The organism is Clostridium ljungdahlii DSM 13528 (assembly GCF_000143685.1).
In the GTDB taxonomy this organism is placed as follows: domain Bacteria; phylum Bacillota; class Clostridia; order Clostridiales; family Clostridiaceae; genus Clostridium_B; species Clostridium_B ljungdahlii.
The window spans coordinates 4382552-4402784 of the sequence record NC_014328.1; the positions used below are offsets into that span (position 1 = coordinate 4382552).

Below are 20233 nucleotides of genomic sequence, written 5' to 3' on the forward strand. Positions count from 1 at the left end.
TGAGGTAATATTTTGTGTCAGAAAAAAAGAAAACTAAAATTGATGAAGAAAAAGCATACTCATCAGATGATAAAAACCTTTTAGACAACAAAAAATTTGCAAGCTTTATGAAGAGTAAATGGTATCCTGGTGTTTTTCAATGGCCAGTAGCAATAGTATTTGCATTTATAGTTTATCAACTTTTATTCGGTTCTACAAGTGCCCATGATAACTTTGGTACCGCTGCAACTTGGGTATTATGGTGGCCTCTACTTCCAATTATAATATTATTGTTAGGTAGATTTTGGTGTACAATCTGCCCTTTTGGGACACTTAATGATCTAGTTCAAAAATTTGTTGGTAATAATCATCCTGTACCTAAATTTCTAAAAAAATATGGAATTTGGATTATCGATGCAATATTCATCTTAATTACGTGGAGCGACCATATTTTCGGTGTTGTTGAATCACCAAGGGGCTCCGGTAACCTTCTATTACTAATTACTCTAGGTGTAATTGCTTCCGGTGCTATATTTGAACGTAGAACTTGGTGTAGATACGTTTGTTTTTTAGGAGGATTGTCTGCTAACTATACTAGAGCAGGTATGATGGAACTTAGAGCTACTCCTGAAAAATGTGCTAAATGTAATGTTGCCGCTTGTTACAAAGGAAGTAATAAAGCAGCAGGATGTCCTATGTTTGAATTTCCGAGAATTATGGATACTAACGCAGAATGTAATTTCTGCGGAAACTGTGTGAAAAGTTGTCCAAATAACTCTATTAAAATATCAAGGCGTGTACCTACTAGAGAATTATGGTTTATCCGTAAACCTAAACTTGAAGAGTCCTTTCTTGCTATTGTAATTATGGGTATAGTATTTGTGCAGAACATCACTATGCTTAATATATGGGAACCTATATTAAATTGGCTTGAAAAAGCTGCTGGTACAGATAGCTACTATGTAACCTTCACTATAACCTTTGCTATAGCAATGCTAATTCCTATAGTAATGTTAGCAACAACAGGGCTAATTGCTAAAAAGTTTAATGGAGATTCTGTCAAACAAAACTTTGCTAAATTCGGATATGCTATTATACCACTAGATATGGCTGCCCATATAGCTCATAACCTTTTCCATCTACTAGCAGAAGGGAAATCAATTCTCTATGCTTTTGTGGGGTTATTTGGAATTGAAATGCAAGGTTCAACAGCAATATTGGATACTCCAACAATACAAACTCTTCAATATATCCTAATTGTTCTTGGAACTATAGGTTCAATATACACTGCATATAGACTTGCTAAAAATAATTATGGTGGTAAGAGTAGTAAGTCCCTAGGAACTTCAATAGTATATGGCATTTTAATACTGATATTAGGTATTATAAACATAATACTATTCATGCTTCCAATGGCAATGCGTATGTAACTTAGATGCTGTCAGAAAACATTTTTCTGATAGCATTTTCTTCATAAAATCTACATATTAATTTTGTAAAATATGATTAAGTTATTACCTTAATAAGAGTTAAATTTTATAAGGTCACAGAACCTTTTAGCCATTTTTCACACTTTTAAAAAACAAAAGAAACCATACATTCTATAAAATGAGAATGTACAGTCTCAATATTTTTGTAATTTACATACCATACTTCTCCTAATATAGTATTGCCTTTTATATTATTTTAATTTAACTTTTTTTCAAACGATACGACTTTTTTTAAAGTTTCACAATGTGAGTTATAATTAATATTGTCATAAAATACTGGTTAAAATATATGTTTTTATATTTTGAAGCTGTCACAATTTATAAGTATCTTTGCCACAATCCTATTAATTATAAGATAAAATGCCCTATTCTGTATTTAGCAATTTCACAATATACAATTAATCAATCCTTACAGGCTTATAATTATAAGGATATCAGTATAAATACTTATGTGAATAAATAAAAATGGCAAATCAATGCCCTTAAAAATACTAAAAAAGTTATTGCGTTTAATAAGAAGATTCCAACTTAACTTTGCCTCAAATCGGGTACATATCACCATGTCAACAATCATAAAATTGTTGATATTATTTGAAGCCCATATGATTTACAATAAAATGTGACATAAATGAGCTTAGAAGTGAAGTTAGATTAATTATATTTAAGATGAAATAATCCTACTAATACTTAATGGGGCGTAATTTCACTTTTTACAAAGTTACTATTTGTGCTAAATTTACTTACAGGCAGATTTAACTTATATATTAGTGATAAAATTCTTATAATAAATATAATTGCACAACAAATATATAAAGATATTATCTCTGGAAAATATCTATGGATATAATAGAAACATAAAGCCCCTGTTATTGACGCCATGGCATAAATTTCTTTTTTAAAAATGAATGGAACATTTTTAGCAAAAACATCCCTTAACATCCCTCCCCCAACTCCTGTTATCAGCCCCATAGCAATTACTATAAAAGCACTATTTGCACCATGTACAATTGCAGTATTACAACCAACCAATGTAAAAATTCCAAGCCCTAAGGCATCTGATATTATTATTATGTTTTTAAACTTGTTTATTTTTTCATAAAATAAAAACACTATAAGTGCAGTTACAATACTTATTATACAAGATGTGGGATCTACAAAGGCATCTGGAGGCGTTCGTCCTATTATTATATCTCTAAATATTCCACCTCCTACAGCTGTTGTAATAGCCAAAAAAATAATACCGAATAAATCAAGCTTTTTTTCAATTCCAGTTAAAGCACCTGAAATAGCAAAGGCAATAGTGCCTATTATTTCAAAAGAATTTATTAAAAACATCTGCACACCTCTTTTATTGTCTTATTTGTAAAAATTATATTTTAGGAATTAAAAGTTAAAAAAATCTATACAAAATTGGACACTAAAATCCAATCTTGTATGGCATAAAAGGAATATAACTTATATAAAGTCTGATGATCATATATGATGTCACCAAACTTTATATAAGTTATATTTTTAATCTTAAATAAAACAGCTAATATCTTTTTGAATTTATCCCCCTTCTATCAAGAGGGCCTATAGAGTAATTATTAATTAGACTTGATTATAGAAGCAAAATGCAATAATTCAAGCCATATGCTAACAAACAAAATCTCTTAACAATTATTTAAAAGCACCTTAAATTTAGGTGGCTATTCGAAAAACTTATTTTGAGATAACTGTCATATAAGAATCCGCATATACTAAAACGAATTATTTGTTACAGGCTTACTACATCTTAAATTATTATATCCGGATCCGGATCACTTTTTAAACGTTCTGAAACGTCTACATATTTTTCATCAGAATAAATTTTTAGCATTTTAAAATTTGTTATTGCATAGCCTATTATAATTATAGGTGTAATGTACAAAAGTATAAGGTATGGAATGAATGCTCCCGCAGAAACTCCCAGAACTGATGCAGCAAAGACCGTATTAGAATTCCATGGAAAAAATAATGCTCCATATGTTCCTCCAGCCTCTACATCTCTGCAACAACATAATACTTGAAGATTATATCTTTTATATATCGGAGCCATTAAAGTTCCTGTCATTACAATTGCGAAGTTCTGACTTAAAGCAATGGCGTTTCCAAGGAATCCCAATAAAAGGGTAATAAATGTTAGTCCTACAGTAGTATGTACTCGTTTTACCATTGCCTCGGCAATCGTTTCCAGTACCTTCATATGTTGTAGCATCCCAGCAACCGCAAAGCCAAACAAGGTGATTCCTGCCAACGACCACATGCTGTCAATTCCTCCGCGATTTAAGAGAGTTTGCATAACTTTACTTTGAGTTTCCAAACTATATCCGCTATAAAATATATTAAATGCTCTTGCAACTGGAACCCCTTGATAAAAAATAGAAACAAAGATTGCTGAAACTGAACCTGACAATATTGCTATTAAAGCAGGTTGCTTTTTCGCCAACAAAATACCTGTTATAACCAACGGAGTAAGTGTAATAATTCCAAGATGAAAATTTGATTGCAGCCCTGTCACAATCTCTCTTGTTGTACCTGGATCTATACTTCCCCCATACCTGAAACCAATTACTAGAAAGAAAATGACTGTAATCAGATAAGCTGGCACTTGATCGTTCAATGCAAATTTAATATATTTAAAAATATTTATTCCTGTAGTTGTAGATGCAAGAATTGTGGTATCCGCCATTGGAGATAATCTATTCCCAAAATAAGCTCCGCAAATAACTGCACCAGCAGTGATTGCAGGTGGAACATTAAGACCAGAACCAATACCCATCATTGCAACTCCAACTGTTCCCATTGTTCCATAGGCAGACCCAGTAAACATGGAGAGAGCTGAGGACAATAGCAATGTCGTAACAAGGAAAACTTTTGGATTAATTATTTTAATACCATAATAGATAACTGCGGGAGTTGTACCAGCCGCAATCCAAGTTCCTATAAGCGATCCAGCTGCCAGCAAGATAAAAATGGCAGGAATAGCTTTTTGTATAAAATTGAAAGAAGACTTAGTAAGTTCATTACTGTCATATCCAAAGAATACTCCAATTGGTATTAGGAATAACCAACAAATAAAAAACATGGATCCCATGTCACCTTGAAACACGGCCTTTTGTACAGCAATTGCTCCAGCCACTAATACGAATATTAAAACTGCCACACCAACGGACATTTCGCGTTTTTTATTCTGATTTTTTTTTCCTTCCATAAAGTTGACACCCACCTTTTATTTAATTATAAATACTACATAATATCATTTTAAAGAGTTATATCATACTTTTTCTGCAAAAGTTTGCTGAACTCTTCCATGTTTGCTTCACACTCAGGTACTTCACCCACATATTTAGAAGTATTTGCCGTATCTTTTACTCCGCTTGCTGTTATCAGCATCACAACTTTATCCCCACTCTTTATTTGTCCAGATGCAAGTAACTTCTTTACACCAACCAAAGTTGTCGCAGATGCAGATTCACAGTAAAGTCCTTCCTTTTGGGCAAGCTCTAACTGAGCTGAAGAAATTTGTTCATTGTTATCCATAACAGCTGTTAATCCATTGTAATTGCGCACGGTATAAAGAGAATGATAAGTTCCATAAACAGTTGACATAGATGATGCAATACTTCCCCATCCTTTAATAGGTTTAATGATTTTAGAGTTTTCTTTAATCGCATTATGGATTGGTCCATAATCTTCTACAGCAACCATCTGTGGCATTTTTTGAATAAATCCCATGTTCATTAATTCTTCAAAACCTTTATTTATACCAAATAATGCATCTCCATAACAAATAGGTACTACAATTTTATCTGGTAGTTCTTCCATATCAAGAAAGAGTTCATAAGCAATAATTTTGTAACCTTCAATAGCCCAAGGATTACTACCTACGATTGGAACTGTATAATTAGTTGCAGGATACCATCCAAACTTATCAACACATTCTTTTAAGATGTTCCATCGATCTGAAGTAGTTTTTACTCCAACCACACAAGCTCCATATGCCTGCATAAAAGTATCCAACGTCTTATTAACACCTTTTACAGTTAAAATAATGCATGGCAAGCCTGCTTTTGCTGCATAAGCTGAGCCAGATGCTCCGTTATTGCCAGTAGATGCATAAATTACCCCCGGAGCCTTCTTTTCTAGTGCTTTATTAATAAGAATTACATTTAGTCTATCCTTGTGTCCCCAAGTTGGATTTCTCGTTTCATCTTTCGCATATAACTTTATATTCAATTCGTTGCTGATTGAATTTAAATATGTAAGAGGTGTATTCCCTTCATTTAAAGAAACTAAATTTGTACCGGCCTTAAATGGTAGAACAGGAATATATTTTTCGATTCCTTTACCAGAAAAAATATTATTAAATTCCTGCTTTGTTCCATTAGTTTTAGGGAGATCATAAATAGGTGTTATATTAGAAACAAAAGAGTCAGTTTTACAGAATGGGCATCCCTCAAATATTGATTCATCTTCAAAAATGTGCCCGCAATTTAAGCACTTTGATTTTCCTGTATACATAAAAATTCCTCCTAAGTATAATAATGATATAGCCACTAAGGACTATTCTTTTCTTAATAAATTTCTAAAATAAATAACGGAAGAAGGATTTCTTCCTTTAATCAGATGTTATTTGTATAATTTAATATGTCTGACGGTTCATGATAGACTCCATACTTTTCATAAAGTATAATCTTCAAGGTGAACTTCGAATGGTATTTTCCTAATATTCGAAAAGCTTTTCAAAAATTGCTGAAAAAGTCATTCACTCCATGGCCTTAATCAGTATTAGTAAAAGTAACGATGGTTCTACCAAAAATTCTATACTTCGAGACTACTATCTTTTAAAATGTAAGAGCAAGCCTAAAATGGTGGCTCCTAGAGCTGTTATCCATAAAGTTTGCTATATTGTATTTGCCATTCTCTGTGATGAAAAAGCATTTGAAATCATCACCCCAGAAGAACACCAAAGGAATTATCGCAAAGCGAAATATGGCTTCGCTGCTTAGTATAATTCCATAAAAATAACTTTTTTGATAGTTAGTCAAAAGGCTTATTAAAGTTACCCTTTTTTAGGCTCATAAAAACAACAATTATTTTTTATTGACATTTGTTAGTTGGACTTGATATTTTCTATACCTACTTTCTAGCAATTGCCTCTATCTCTATACGTGCTCCCTTCGGAAGTGCTGCTACTTGAACACAAGATCGTGCTGGCGATACATTTTCAAAAAATGTAGCGTATTCTTCATTCACTTCTGCAAAATCATTTAAATCTGCTACAAAAATAGTGGTTTTTACGATTTTATTTATATCACTTTGGGCTTCTTTTAAAATAGCTGAAATATTGTCCATGCATTGTCTTGTCATATCCCTAATATTACCTTCTAATAAATTCCCCGTTGTTGGATTAATTGGAAGTTGTCCAGATACGAAAATTAAATCTCCATGGATGATCCCCTGTGAATAAGGTCCAATTGCTGCTGGTGCGTTCTTTGTTATGATATTATTCATGATATTCCTCCTCTTTATTTAACTATTGTTTAGTTTATGATATATCACTCACTAAAAAAATAGAGCAATATCCATGCCAATAGATATTGCTCTATTTTTTATGTATTTTGCAAAGTATTTTCTAAAAAAGCCCTTCGAAGGTCTCAATTTAAGAACTTTAAATCTTAACTTGAGAATTAGTTCGCATTTTGAGATTTTATATTATATTCTTTAAGTTTTCTATATAATGTGGCTCTACTGATACCTAATGCTTTTGCAGCATCAGTCTTTCCTTCTTTTATATGTCCATATTTGGCTAATACTTTCTCTATTTCTCTCTTTTCTAAATCTTTAATAGTCATGACTTCTTCATTTTCCAGCACATGTTCATTTGATTTATTTATCTCAGTAGCTTTTTTTGAATTTTTTATAATTTCATACATTTACCTCCTTTGTATCACGGAATTGTTAAGGTTTTTTCTTTCCCCCTTCACAACATAACTTCCATAAGAGATGGTGTTTGATGCATTTTTTCACGGATAATTGTTAAATTTTGGAAAATAAAAAAAGCACACAATCAGATTGCTTCACCTGTTCATGTGCGGTTGCTTAATTATTTCTTTAATGTGTTATAAAAACATGCTTCGTACTCATTTTACTTATTGTTATATATTGAATGTTTACCAAAATAGGATGTTTGAATTTATCTTAAACAGAAATGAGCAAAATAACTTTGTGAAAAACACATTTTGAATTACCTGCTGATTTAATTAGAAATTGTTTTTTATCTTAATCACTTTTCCATCTTTAATGTAAACCCTAGGAACTCTTCTCCCAATTAAGCACATAACTTCATTGTTGTTTGTGCCTATGAGTTTAGCTATGTCATCTGCATCGATCTTTAGCTCTCCTTGACTTCCCATGAGTATTACTTCATCTCCCAGTTTAACATCTCCTATATCTGTTAGATCCACCATGCACTGATCCATACATATATTTCCAACAACCGGTGCAAATTTCCCGTTTATTATTACTTTGGCCTTTCCTGAAAGCATCCTCGAATAACCATCAGCATAACCCACACCTAAAGTCCCTATTATGCTTTTCCTCTCGGTTCTGAACTTCCTTCCGTAGCCAATATACTGTCCTGCCTCAAGTTCCTTGAGAAATAGTATATTTGCTTTCCAAGTCATGGCAGGCTTTATTGGAATTACTTCTCTCTTTACATCATCAGATGAGCAACCATAGATGATTGTCCCCGGTCTGACACCATCAAGATAAGTCTCGGGTAAATTCCATATGGCAGAACTATTGGCAATATGCTTTAACTTTATGTATAATCCTTTTTCCTCCATTTTATTTATGAACCATTGGAATTTTTCAAACTGCTTGTACGAATACTCTTTGTTAGCTTCACCCGCACTACTAAAATGTGAAAAGATACTTTCGATGAAAATATTGGGAAGCTTACTTATCATAACAGCTTCATCCACTGCCTTTTCCGTTGTCAAGAATCCTATTCTTCCCAACCCTGTATCTACTTTAAGGTGTATCCTGACAGTCTTGTTTAATGCTGCTGCAGATTCTGAAAGCGCTTTTGCGTAATCATAATCAGACACTACTGGTTCAAGTTCATATTCAAGAAGCTCTCTGAATAAATTTGGTGGTGTTATACCCAGCACATTAATCTGGCAGGTCACTCCAGCTTTTCTTAGTTCAATCCCCTCGCTCACAAGTGCAACTGCAAGCCTTGTTGCCCCATTTTCCAAGAGAACAGGCGCTACATCAATCGCACCATGCCCATATGCGTCAGCTTTTACGACACCAAATATTTCCTTGTCCTTACACACATCTCTGATACTTCTCATATTGCTAGCTATTATACTTAGATCAACTTCCACCCATACAGGTCTATGATTAGTCAACATATAAATTATACCCCCCTCATTATTGTTAAATTATATCTATGCAAAATCCTTTAAATCTGCTACAAAAATAGTGGTTTTTATGATCTTATTTATATCACTTTGGGCTTATTTTAAAATAGCTGAAATATTGTCCATGCATTGTCTTGTCATATCCCTAATATTACCTTCTAATAAATTCCCCGTTGTTGGATTAATTGGAAGTTGTCCAGATACGAAAATTAAATCTCCACAGATAATCCCCTGTGAATAAGATCTAATTGCTGCTGGTGCGTTCTTTGTTATGATATTATTCATGATATTCCTCCTTTTTATTTAACTATTGCTTAGTTTATGATATATCATTCACTAAAAAATAGAGCAATATCTATACCAATAGATATTGCTCTATTCTTTATGCCTTTCGCAAAGTATTTTCTAAAAAAGACCTTCGAAGGTCTCAATTTAAGAACTTTAAATCTCAACTTAAGAATTAGTTCGCATTTTGAGACTTTATATTATATTCTTTAAGTTTTCTATATAATGTGGCTCTACTGATACCTAATGCTTTTGCAGCATCAGTCTTTCCTTCTTTTGTATGTCCATATTTGGCTAATGCTTTCTTTATTTCTCTCTTTTCCAAATCTTTAATAGTCATGACTTCTTCATTTTCCAGTACATGTTCATTTAATTTATTTACCTCAGTAGCTTTTTTTGAATTTTTTATATTTTCATTACCATTGACTTGTATTTTCCCTTTGACATCATTAAAAGATATTATTTCATTTGAACTAATGCAGCACAAATATTCAATAGTGTTTTCAAGTTCTCTAACGTTGCCCTTCCATTCATAATTGATTAACGCTGTCATTGCTTCATCTTCTATCTTCTTTTCAGTAATTTGCAGTTTATCACAGTACTTAGCAATAAAGTGATTAACCAAAAGAGGTATGTCATCTTTTCTTTCTCTTAAAGGTGGAATAGTTATTTCAAAAACATTTAGTCTGTAATATAAATCTTCCCTAAACTCCTTATTCTCTATCATCTTTTTTAGATTTTTATTTGTTGCTGAAATTACTCTTGCTTTTATTGGGATTGCTCTTATTCCTCCTATTCTTTCTACTACCTGTTCTTGCAAAACTCTTAGCAGCTTAGCTTGAAGATGAAGAGGCATATCCCCTATTTCATCAAGAAAAATCGTTCCTCCATTTGCAAGTTCAAATTTCCCTGGTTTTCCTGACTGCTTAGCGCCTGTGAAAGCACCTTCCTCATATCCGAATAATTCCGATTCAAGTAATGCTTCAGGAATTGCAGCACAATTTATAGCTATAAATTGTGATCTATTTTCCCCAATATTGTAATGTATAGCTCTAGCAAATAGCTCTTTTCCAGTACCGCTTTCTCCTAATATTAATACATTTGAGTCAAAACCAGCTATTTTCTTTCCAAGATTGACAGATTCGCAAAATGCTTGAGATTGACCTATCATATCATCAAATTTAAATATTCTCTGTTCATGGATTCTTCTATAGATTGCAGTTTCAATATTTTTAGGCTCCATCAAAAGAATAATTTTGCCATTAACCGCATTATTAGCCTCTATTTGGCTTATTGAGCACAATAGGATTTCTTTCCTATTCTTAAGTTTAATTTCGTTTAACTTTGTGGTCTTTTGCTTTTCATTTGTGTATTTCATATCAAATTTTTCAAAAACATCTTTAACATTTTGTCCTATCAGAGTTTTTTTTGACACTTTTACTAATTTAAATATAGAATCACTGCAGTTCACAATATTACCATCAACGTCTGTAATTAATATACCATCATTAATAGATGAGAAGATTGCATTTAATTGACTATTATTAAGTTCTAATCTTCTTACAATCTCATATTCCTTAATCTTAGAAGCCAATAATTCGGCTATATTTCTAACAAACTTAATTAAAGACTCTCTCTTACTAATAAAAGTTTCTAACTGCTTCTCTGTAATAAAAGTTAGCCCTATACCACCCAACAAATTTTTTTCATCCATTATCGGTACGCCAATATTCACTTTTTCTTTACATATATTCTTCTCAGGGCATTCAGCGCATACTTCACTTTTGGAGGTCTCTTGTACAAATTCTTTTCCTGTTCTAATCATTTCAGATAAATGATAGTATGATGGTATTTTTGTTCTAGCTCTACTTTTGTATTTACCAGCGGCCGCAATTCTAATTAATTCTCTGTTTACAATAACAGTATCAACTTCCAAAGCATTAGATATTGCTTCTGCGCACTGTTGGGCAAATTCATAAAAATCATTCACCAAACTATTTCACCTCAATCAAAATTCAATTTTCGATGTTTGTAAAAACGCATACTCTTACAAATATAGGATCTTTGTTACAAGAACAAATTATTTCTCACAGCTTATGTTAGCATTTAATTGTAAAAAAATACTTAAGCACTCCACTAAAAAAGGATTTACATCTCTATGATATCATACAAACAGCTTTCATTTACAAATATTTTGTCAATAACTATGGAGACTTATTCGCATGTTACCAATAAATTAAAACAGGATAGTGTGGATAGATTTAAAGTAATCATTTCTTCTACAAAATAAACTTCCGCCGTAAATACTCCTTATAAATTTAGCACAAATTATCGTCATCATTTACTACATTGTTGACACTTTTCTATCAGGCTATTTAGTATATTTTCATTTGCTTTTGGATATTATCTTTCCAAAGTGACTCTAAAATTGTCATTTTAATAAAACCTGTTTGTGAATAATAATTTACCTTTGCGAATTAACTTATGAGTAGATTATATCATTTTATACAATATCTTGTATCTATTGATTTTCAAAAAATTCATGATTTCACCATATAAAATAAGAACTTGATATACTTAATTCTTGAGTATATCAAGTTCTATATTTAAATATTCTCTATACTAACTATAAATAATACTTAATTTAAAATTTTTAAATATCATCAACACTATTATTGTTAAACATTTAGCACTATTTTAGTTTCCAACTTTATTTATAGTTCCCGATATTATTTATAGTTTCAAACATTTTTTATACAAAACACCCCTATAGAGTAAAAACTCAATATACTTAACTTTCTAAGTATATTGAGTTCTACATCCTAATGTTCCATATTTAATATTTTAATGACATTATATCTAGTTTAAAACTTTTTTAGAAAATCTATTCTTGATCAGTTTAAGACTTTTTTAATCAATACATAACTTTTTTAGACAACTACAAAATATCTTTTCACTACCTAATTATCTATTCTACCGTAACTGACTTGGCCAAGTTCCTAGGCTTATCCACATCGCAGCCTTTCTTTATAGAAATATAATATGCTAAAAGCTGCAGAGGAATTACGGAAAGTACTGGTGCAAATATATCATTTACCTTTGGAAGATATATTATAGAATCAACTGCTTTGCTAACTTCGTCACTGCCTTCAAAAGCAAAAGCCAATACGTTAGCTCCCCTTGTAGTTACTTCCTTAATATTACTTATCATCTTCTCAACTAAATATCCTTGAGTAGCTCCTACAATTACTACAGTTCCATCCTCAATAAGAGCTATAGGTCCATGCTTTAATTCTCCACCAGCATAAGCTTCAGAATGAATATAAGATATTTCTTTAAGCTTTAAAGAACCTTCTAATGCAACGGCATAATCCAATCCTCTTCCAAGGAAAAATACGTCCTGCTCTTTATAAATCTTTTCTGCGGCTTCCTGTATAATGTCCTTATTTGAAAGAACTTTTTCTGCCTTAATAGGAAGTGTAAGCATCTCATTTTTTAGTTCTTCCATCTTTTCTTCACTTATAGTTCCCTTGCTTTGCGCAAAGAACAATGCAATTATATACATTGCAATAAGCTGAGTTACATAAGCTTTTGTGGATGCAACTGCTATTTCAGGTCCAGCCCAAGTGTAAAGCACGTCATCTGCTTCTCTGGATACAGAACTTCCCACTACATTTGTTACAGCTATTACTCTAGCACCTTGTGCTTTTGCTTCTCTCAAAGCTGCTAAAGTATCTGCTGTTTCTCCAGACTGGCTTATAATTATCATAAGTGTTTTTTCGTCTATTATAGGATTCCTATATCTAAACTCTGAAGCAATATCTACTTCTACAGGCATTCTAACCAATTTTTCTATTACATATTTTCCAACTATTCCTGCATGGTAAGCAGTTCCACAAGCTACTATATATATTTTATTTATATTTTTAATTTGCTCTTTAGTTATCTTTATATCATCTAACGTTATAGGCTTTCCCGGCATAATTCTTGATGTCATTGTATCTTTAATTGCCTTTGGCTGTTCGTGTATTTCCTTCATCATGAAATGGTCAAATCCACCCTTTTCAGCTGCATTTGCGCTCCATGTAACGTGGTATACATCCCTCTTTATTTCTTTTTTATCTTCTGATAAAAGTTTTACACCATCTTTAGTTATGACAACAAATTCATTGTCATTTAAAAGGTATATATCTCTAGTATGATTTAATACAGCAGGTATATCTGATGCTATATAATACTCATCTTTTCCAAGTCCTACTATAAGAGGGCTGTCCTTTCTTACTGCTACTAATTTTCCAGGTTCTTTTGAGCAGATAACTCCTACAGCATAACTTCCCTTTATCTTAGATATTGCACGCATAACTGCTTCAACTATATCCCCTTTGTAAAAATATTCTATGAGCTGTGGAATAACTTCAGTATCAGTTTCAGATACAAATTTGTATCCCTTTGAAGTGAGCCATTCTCTAAGTTGTACATAATTTTCTATTATACCATTGTGAACTACGCTTATAGTTCCATCCTGGCTGTTATGGGGATGAGCATTTAGATCAGATGGTTTTCCATGAGTTGCCCACCTTGTGTGACCTATACCTACTATTCCTTTTAGAGGATGTTCTGACAATTTATTTTCAAGGTTTTTAAGCCTTCCTTTACATTTTACTACATTGATATGATCATTATCTATTATGGCAACACCTGCAGAGTCATAACCTCTGTACTCAAGTTTGCTCAATCCTTCAACCAAAATAGATGATGCTTGTTTCTTTCCAACAAATCCAACAATTCCGCACATAATCAATTCTTCCTTTCACATTTTAATATAATAAATTATAATCTACCTATAAAACACTGCAACTTTATTGATAAAAAATTTCATAAGCAAATAAAACCTGCATTGTTATTAAAATTTTACAGGTAAATATATTTTTGGAATCATATATTTTGATTCCTATTAAAGGTTTTAACACCAAACTGATGTTGTATCAGAAATCACTTCCTGGTTTTATCAGTTGTTAACGGTAGTGCGATACCGTGGGGCACCCGCCGAAGATTCGATACTCCCCATCCTCGTCAGCTCAAAGTGTTGTTTAAGTTAAGCCTTGAGCTCTGGCGCTTTATATTCACATTTTTCTTAAATTCAACCACCTTCTTTTTAAAATATAACAGTATTAAAAACCTGTCAATCTATTATATTCTTTAATCTTATTTTATGTCAACTAGATAGCTAAAATTAACTTTTTGTTCTTATTTTCATATTATGGAATTGAGATTGAAATGTGCTATATACCCTCAAAATTGCAAATATATAATAAGCCGCCTTTAAATTTTACTTTAAAGGCGGCTTTTTTTAACTGTGTTTTTTAAACACTATTAAATCATCTTCTAATTTATCTTGATTTCCAAGTGTAGCATAATGTCTTTGTAAAACTCCTGTAAGTTCCCAATCTTCCTTACCATACTTATTTAATTTTTCTTCTAAGTTTAAATTATCAGTTGAATTTAAAAAACGCTCCACTGTAAATATTCTATATTGCCACGACATTGGACTCACTCCTCTAATAATTTATATCTCAATTATTAGAGTGTCCAATTTCTAATATATTTAAAACATTTAATTTTTACAAATAAGAAATGCACTGTTAAATTCAATTACAGTGCACTTTTATATTTTTAATTCACTTTTGATTCAATAAGTTCAGCCAATTTATGCGCAATTTTATCTATTTCACTTTGATTTTGACCTTCTAACATAACTCTTACTAATGGTTCCGTTCCCGAAGGTCTTATAAGCACTCTTCCACAACCATCTAATTTTTCTTCTATCTTCTTTATCTCAGATATTATTTCTTCATCTTCTGCATATATATTCTTTTTATCATTTGGAACATTAGCATTTGCAAGTACTTGAGGTAAATTTTTCATCATAGAAGCACATTCAGATAACTTCTTTCCAGTCTTTTTTACTATAGAAGCTATTTGCAGTGCTGTTACAAGCCCATCTCCTGTAGTATTGTAATCCAGCATAATTATATGACCTGACTGTTCCCCACCTAATTTATAGCCTTGTTTTTTCATTTCTTCAAGCACATACCTGTCTCCAACTTTAGTCTTTACAGTACTCATTTGCTCTTTTTTGAGTGCTATATCAAGTCCAAGATTACTCATTACAGTAACTACTACCACATTTTTATAAAGTTTTCCTTCATCTTTTAAATGTTTTCCTATTATAGCCATTATAAAATCTCCATTTATGAGATTTCCCTTTTCATCCACTGCAAGACATCTATCTGCATCTCCATCAAAGGCAAGTCCTAAATCATAACCTTCTTTTACTACAGTTTGCATAAGTTCTTCAGGGTGAGTTGAACCACATTTTCTATTTATATTTATTCCATCAGGCTCATTATTTATAACTTTCACTTCAGCTCCCAATTCCTCAAAAGCCTTCACAGAAGTTACGTAGGATGCTCCATTTGCACAATCTAAAACTACCTTTAATCCTTTTAAATCTATATCTATAGTGGATTTTGTAAATTCTACATAGTCTTTTAGTGCTTCTCCTGTTTCCACTACCTTTCTTCCAATTTCAGCTCCAATAGGCATAGATACATCTTTAAAATTACTTTCAATTACTTTCTGTATCCTATCTTCTAATTCATCTGAGAGTTTATATCCCTCACTATTAAAAAATTTTATTCCATTATACTCTACAGGATTGTGTGAAGCAGATATAACTACCCCTGCATCCATTTTATATTTTCTAGTCAAATAAGCAACTGCTGGAGTTGGTATTACACCTACACAAACAGCTTCTGCTCCTACAGAAAGTATACCCGAAACCAGGGCACTTTCTAGCATATCTCCAGATATTCTTGTATCCATTCCAACTAATATCTTTGGTTTATGTGCCGTTTCTGTAAGCACATATGCTCCTGCCCGTCCTAATTTATATGCTAGTTCTGCAGTTAACTCCTTGTTTGCAATTCCTCTTACTCCATCAGTTCCAAACATTCTCTGCATATTATTAATACCTCTCTTATTAAAAGTTAATTTTTCTATAGGTTATCACACTAAATCTAAAATCTGTGCTCCTCTCTTACTTTGAAAATATTCATCTTTTATTATATTACATTAAAAATTTTTCCACAACGCAATTTTTAGCGATGTTTTGCTTTAGCAAAACAAGCTTAAAAATAAATTAGTTTTCTGACGTAGGGAGGAAAACTCACCTTCATTGTCCTCTGTCCTCTGTCAATTGTCCTCTGAAAAATTATTTTGCAAAGTTTTCATATTAAGTCAAGTATATATGCAAAAGTTGAGTTAATTATATTTATAAAAGTGGACTGTATTTTTGTATTATACTCTCTGCAGTTTTTAATCCATCTACTGCCGCTGATATTATACCTCCTGCAAAACCTGCACCTTCTCCACAAGGATATAACCCTTCTAAAGATACACTCTCAAAGTTGCTGTTTCTCATCATTCTTATTGGAGATGAGGTTCTACTTTCAATGGCTGTCATTACACCATCCCCTTTAGAAAACCCTTTTATCTTTTTTTCGAAATCAATAAATCCTTCTTTTAATGCAGATGAAACAGCGGATGGCAAACACTTTCTAAGATCTCTAAATTCATATCCAGGTTTGTAAGTAGGTTTTACTTCTCCAACTTTATTTGAAACTGTATCATTTAAAAAATCTTTAATTAACTGTACTGGAGCAGCATAATTGCCTCCTCCTAACTTATAGGCCAGGTTCTCATAATGCCTCTGAAATTCCATTCCTTTTAAAGGGGAATTTCCTTCAAAATCCTTTTCTCCTACAGTTACAACTACTGCAGAATTTGCATTTTCAAAATCTCTTTTATAGTAACTCATTCCATTTGTTACAAGCCTATTTTCCTCTGAAGCTGCCGCAATTACTTCCCCTCCGGGGCACATGCAAAAACTGTAGACTCCTCTTCCCTCTTTACTATTATAAGCTAGCCTATAATCTGCAGTTTTTAATTTAGGATGGTCTGCAAATTTCCCATATTGATTTACATTTATCATATGCTGGGAATGTTCTACTCTAACTCCTATAGCAAATGCCTTAGGTTCTACCACAACATCTTTTTTTAATATCATTTCATAGGTATCTCTTGCACTATGTCCTATAGCTAATATTAAATTGTCACAGCCTATCTCATTTCCATTTACTAATACTGCCTTTAATTTTTTATGCTCTATTATTAAATTATCCAACTTACTATCAAATAGTATATCTCCGCCCAGTTCAAGTATTCTATTTCTTATATTCTTTACGATTATTTTCAAATTATCCGTTCCCAAATGGGGCTTTCCATTATAAATAATCTCTTCTGGAGCTCCATACTTTGCAAAAACTTTCAATATAAATTGGCATCTCTCATCTTTTATCCTGGTAGTTAATTTTCCATCTGAAAATGTCCCTGCTCCACCTTCTCCAAACTGTATATTGGATTCTAAATTTAACTTTCCACTTTTCCAGAATTCATCTACAGTTTTTGTTCTATCTTCAACTTTTTGTCCCCGTTCTATTATGATTGGCCTATAACCATTTTCCGCCAGCAAGAGACCTGCAAACATACCTGCAGGTCCCATGCCAACAACTATAGGTCGGTATTTCATTTTTTTTGTACCTAAAACTAATTTTTCTTCTACTACCTCTTCTTCTATCTTTATATTCCCATCTCTAATTTTTGATACAATTTTTCTTTCTCCATCACAGGTTAATTCAACAGAGTAGTTAAACCTTATATTGTTTTTCCTTCTGGCATCCAGAGATTCTCGAAGTATTTTAAACCTCTTAATATCCTTCTCACTTATTTTAAGCTTTTTTGCAGCTTTATTTTTTAATTCATCTATACTTTCATCTATGTTTATGCTTAAATTATTTATTCTAATTGCCATTTTGTCCCTCCGACGTTTTTTTCTTAATTTCTATGCTAATTTTTTGTGGGTCTTGTGATACTAAAGACACTCCCTGAGGCATAGATACAACTACATTTACCGTATGAGTGCCTTCTGATAAAGAACTTGCATCCACAAAACAACTTATATTATTTCCATTTAGACTATTTATATTATTAGTAGGTCCATTAAATACTGCAGATACACTGTTACTGCCTAAGCTAGCCGTATACCCGGCATTTAAATTTCTAACCTGTATATTAAGATTCATTGTCTTTTGGCCACTTTTATCGGAAGAAGCCGCAGCCTCATTATTTATATTTACCCTCAATTCTACCGTTCCTGCGTTATTAACTAATTTTACCCCTTTAGGTACTACTAACTTAACTTCTATACTACTTGAACTACCAATTTTACTTAAATCAACTGGCTCTGTATCTAAACTACTTATACCCTTTATTACATTTTCATCCCCAGATACATCTACTTTATCTGGATTACTTACTATTGAATTAGGAACTGATCCATTTCCTGTATTTCCTTGAATTTTTACGTTTATAGGTACAGTCTTTACTTTTCCTATTGGTACAGTAACTTTAATAGGAGAGGGACTTATTGTAACATCCTTTACCACATTTCCAAATGAGTCCTGAGCCTGAAGTTTAACAGATGTATTTACATCACTTCCAGCATATTTTACATCACATGTGGCTGCAGCATACTTTACACTATTTACCGCATCTGCTGCTCCGCTTATTTCCACTTTATCTGTATTTAAGACAGGATCTAATGCATAGTATCCTTCTTTTGGTTTACCTACTACTCCTATTCTTACAGGCACACTTTTCTGTTTTAATTCATCAAGTTGTACCTTTATCCACAAATTTTCATTATTTAATATACTTATGTTATCAGGGCTTTTCTTTACTTCTACAGGTATATTATTTTCCCCTTTTTTCATAACATAAGCATTTAAATCTGATTGTAATTTAAAATCTGATGGTTTTACTGAATATACATTGGAAGCATTGCCCTTTATTAAAAGAGATATACTAGCGGATTGATTATCTATTTGTACAAGTTTCGATTGAGCAAGTGCATCTTTATTCACTATAGTAACAGGTACCACAATCTTTCTTTCCCTCATAGGATCTTCTACGTTGAATATGTACAGCCATAGAATAAATGACGCTATTACACAGCATATTTTTACTAGGATTTGGTTCCTTTTATTTTTTCTTTCCACCCAATCACCCTCTCTCTCCATGTACTCTTTTTCTGAAATCTATTTTTCATTATATTTATAAGAACTTTTTTCAACCTATCCTTTGTATAATTCCTTGTAATTTTTCCATTCATGGCAAGAGAAATAGTACCAGTCTCTTCTGAAACCACTATGATAAGTGCATCGGAATTCTCTGATATACCAATTGCAGCCCTATGTCTTGTGCCTAACTTTTTGTTTAAATCGTTATTACTAGTAAGCGGCAAAAAACATCCTGCTGAAACTATTCTATTATTTCTTATTACAGTTGCCCCATCATGCAGTGGAGTATTTACTACAAATATGTTTTCTAGAAGAGCAGATGATACCAAAGCATCTATCTTAGTACCGGTATTTATTATATCTCCGAGTCCAGTAACTTGTTCTATTACAATAAGTGCCCCTGTTTTGCTTTCAGATAAATTGCCTACTGAATTTGTAATTTCTGTTATAACCTTTTCCATAGTCTCTTCGTCTTCTAAAATATGCTTATCATTAAAAGCGGTTCTTCCTAACTGCTCCAGTGCCCGACGAATTTCCGGTTGAAATATAATAACAATAGAAAGGACGCCTATGGTCAAAGTCTTGGTAAGTATCCAATTGAGCATAGTTAAATTAAAAAAGCTGCTTATTGGTATAAGAAATATTATAAGAATAATTCCCTTTAAAAGCTGTTCAGCTCTAGTTTCTTTTATAAGCATGTATCCTTTATAGAGTATATATGATACTACTAGTATATCCATAACGGAGGATATACTTATATTTCTTATTGAATTAGCTGTCATTTGCAATAATTCCACCCATCTCACCACCTGTCAATAAATATATATTT

Annotated in this window: 15 protein-coding genes; 1 reads left to right on the top strand and 14 read right to left on the bottom strand. The window is 32.2% G+C overall.

Translation table 11 applies throughout. From position 1 onward, the window contains the following. Nucleotides 1-14 precede the first annotated feature (14 nt). Nucleotides 15-1409, top strand: a complete 1395-nt coding sequence (locus CLJU_RS19860; RefSeq protein ID WP_013240622.1) for a 4Fe-4S binding protein — start codon at nt 15-17, stop codon at nt 1407-1409. Nucleotides 1410-2156: 747 nt separating this feature from the next. Here CLJU_RS19860 and CLJU_RS19865 read toward each other — a convergent pair. The 14 genes from CLJU_RS19865 to cdaA form a co-directional block, all read right to left on the bottom strand. Further along, on the bottom strand, nt 2157-2804 hold the full coding sequence (locus CLJU_RS19865) for a trimeric intracellular cation channel family protein (protein ID WP_013240623.1): 648 nt from the start codon (nt 2802-2804) through the stop codon (nt 2157-2159). A gap of 439 nt (nt 2805-3243) precedes the next feature. Beyond that, nucleotides 3244-4701: a Na+/H+ antiporter NhaC family protein gene (locus CLJU_RS19870; protein ID WP_013240624.1), complete on the bottom strand. Its 1458-nt coding sequence runs from the start codon at nt 4699-4701 to the stop codon at nt 3244-3246. 50 nt (nt 4702-4751) lie between these two features. Then, nucleotides 4752-6011, bottom strand: coding sequence for a threonine synthase (locus CLJU_RS19875; RefSeq protein ID WP_013240625.1), 1260 nt, complete (start codon nt 6009-6011; stop codon nt 4752-4754). 618 nt (nt 6012-6629) lie between these two features. Continuing rightward, a complete protein-coding gene (locus CLJU_RS19880; RefSeq protein WP_013240626.1) occupies nt 6630-7004 on the bottom strand; it encodes a RidA family protein in 375 nt (124 codons plus the stop codon). A 176-nt stretch (nt 7005-7180) separates the two neighbouring features. After that, nucleotides 7181-7426 (bottom strand): helix-turn-helix domain-containing protein, encoded by a 246-nt coding sequence (locus tag CLJU_RS19885; RefSeq protein WP_013240627.1) that lies wholly within the window; start codon nt 7424-7426, stop codon nt 7181-7183. Between the two features lie 327 nt (nt 7427-7753). Next, nucleotides 7754-8911 carry an alanine racemase gene (gene alr, locus CLJU_RS19890; protein ID WP_013240628.1) on the bottom strand — a complete coding sequence of 386 codons (1158 nt, stop codon included), beginning with the start codon at nt 8909-8911 and terminating at the stop codon, nt 7754-7756. Nucleotides 8912-9016: 105 nt separating this feature from the next. Further along, entirely contained in the window at nt 9017-9205 is a 189-nt protein-coding gene (locus CLJU_RS19895) for a Rid family hydrolase (RefSeq protein WP_013240629.1), read from the bottom strand. Nucleotides 9206-9380: 175 nt separating this feature from the next. Beyond that, nucleotides 9381-11195: a sigma-54 interaction domain-containing protein gene (locus CLJU_RS19900; RefSeq protein WP_013240630.1), complete on the bottom strand. Its 1815-nt coding sequence runs from the start codon at nt 11193-11195 to the stop codon at nt 9381-9383. Between the two features lie 978 nt (nt 11196-12173). Beyond that, a complete protein-coding gene (glmS, locus tag CLJU_RS19905) occupies nt 12174-14000 on the bottom strand; it encodes a glutamine--fructose-6-phosphate transaminase (isomerizing) (protein WP_013240631.1) in 1827 nt (608 codons plus the stop codon). Between the two features lie 555 nt (nt 14001-14555). Continuing rightward, nucleotides 14556-14750: a DUF4177 domain-containing protein gene (locus CLJU_RS19910; RefSeq protein WP_013240632.1), complete on the bottom strand. Its 195-nt coding sequence runs from the start codon at nt 14748-14750 to the stop codon at nt 14556-14558. Between the two features lie 128 nt (nt 14751-14878). Continuing rightward, complete coding sequence (gene glmM / locus CLJU_RS19915) at nt 14879-16228, bottom strand: phosphoglucosamine mutase (RefSeq protein WP_013240633.1); 1350 nt, start codon at nt 16226-16228, stop codon at nt 14879-14881. Between the two features lie 310 nt (nt 16229-16538). After that, complete coding sequence (locus tag CLJU_RS19920) at nt 16539-18137, bottom strand: NAD(P)/FAD-dependent oxidoreductase (protein WP_013240634.1); 1599 nt, start codon at nt 18135-18137, stop codon at nt 16539-16541. After that, nucleotides 18127-19383, bottom strand: coding sequence for a CdaR family protein (locus CLJU_RS19925; RefSeq protein ID WP_013240635.1), 1257 nt, complete (start codon nt 19381-19383; stop codon nt 18127-18129). Before CLJU_RS19925 ends, CLJU_RS19920 begins: the two co-directional genes overlap by 11 nt. Beyond that, complete coding sequence (cdaA, locus tag CLJU_RS19930; protein WP_023162482.1) at nt 19350-20201, bottom strand: diadenylate cyclase CdaA; 852 nt, start codon at nt 20199-20201, stop codon at nt 19350-19352. Before cdaA ends, CLJU_RS19925 begins: the two co-directional genes overlap by 34 nt. Between the last annotated feature and the right edge of the window lie 32 nt (nt 20202-20233).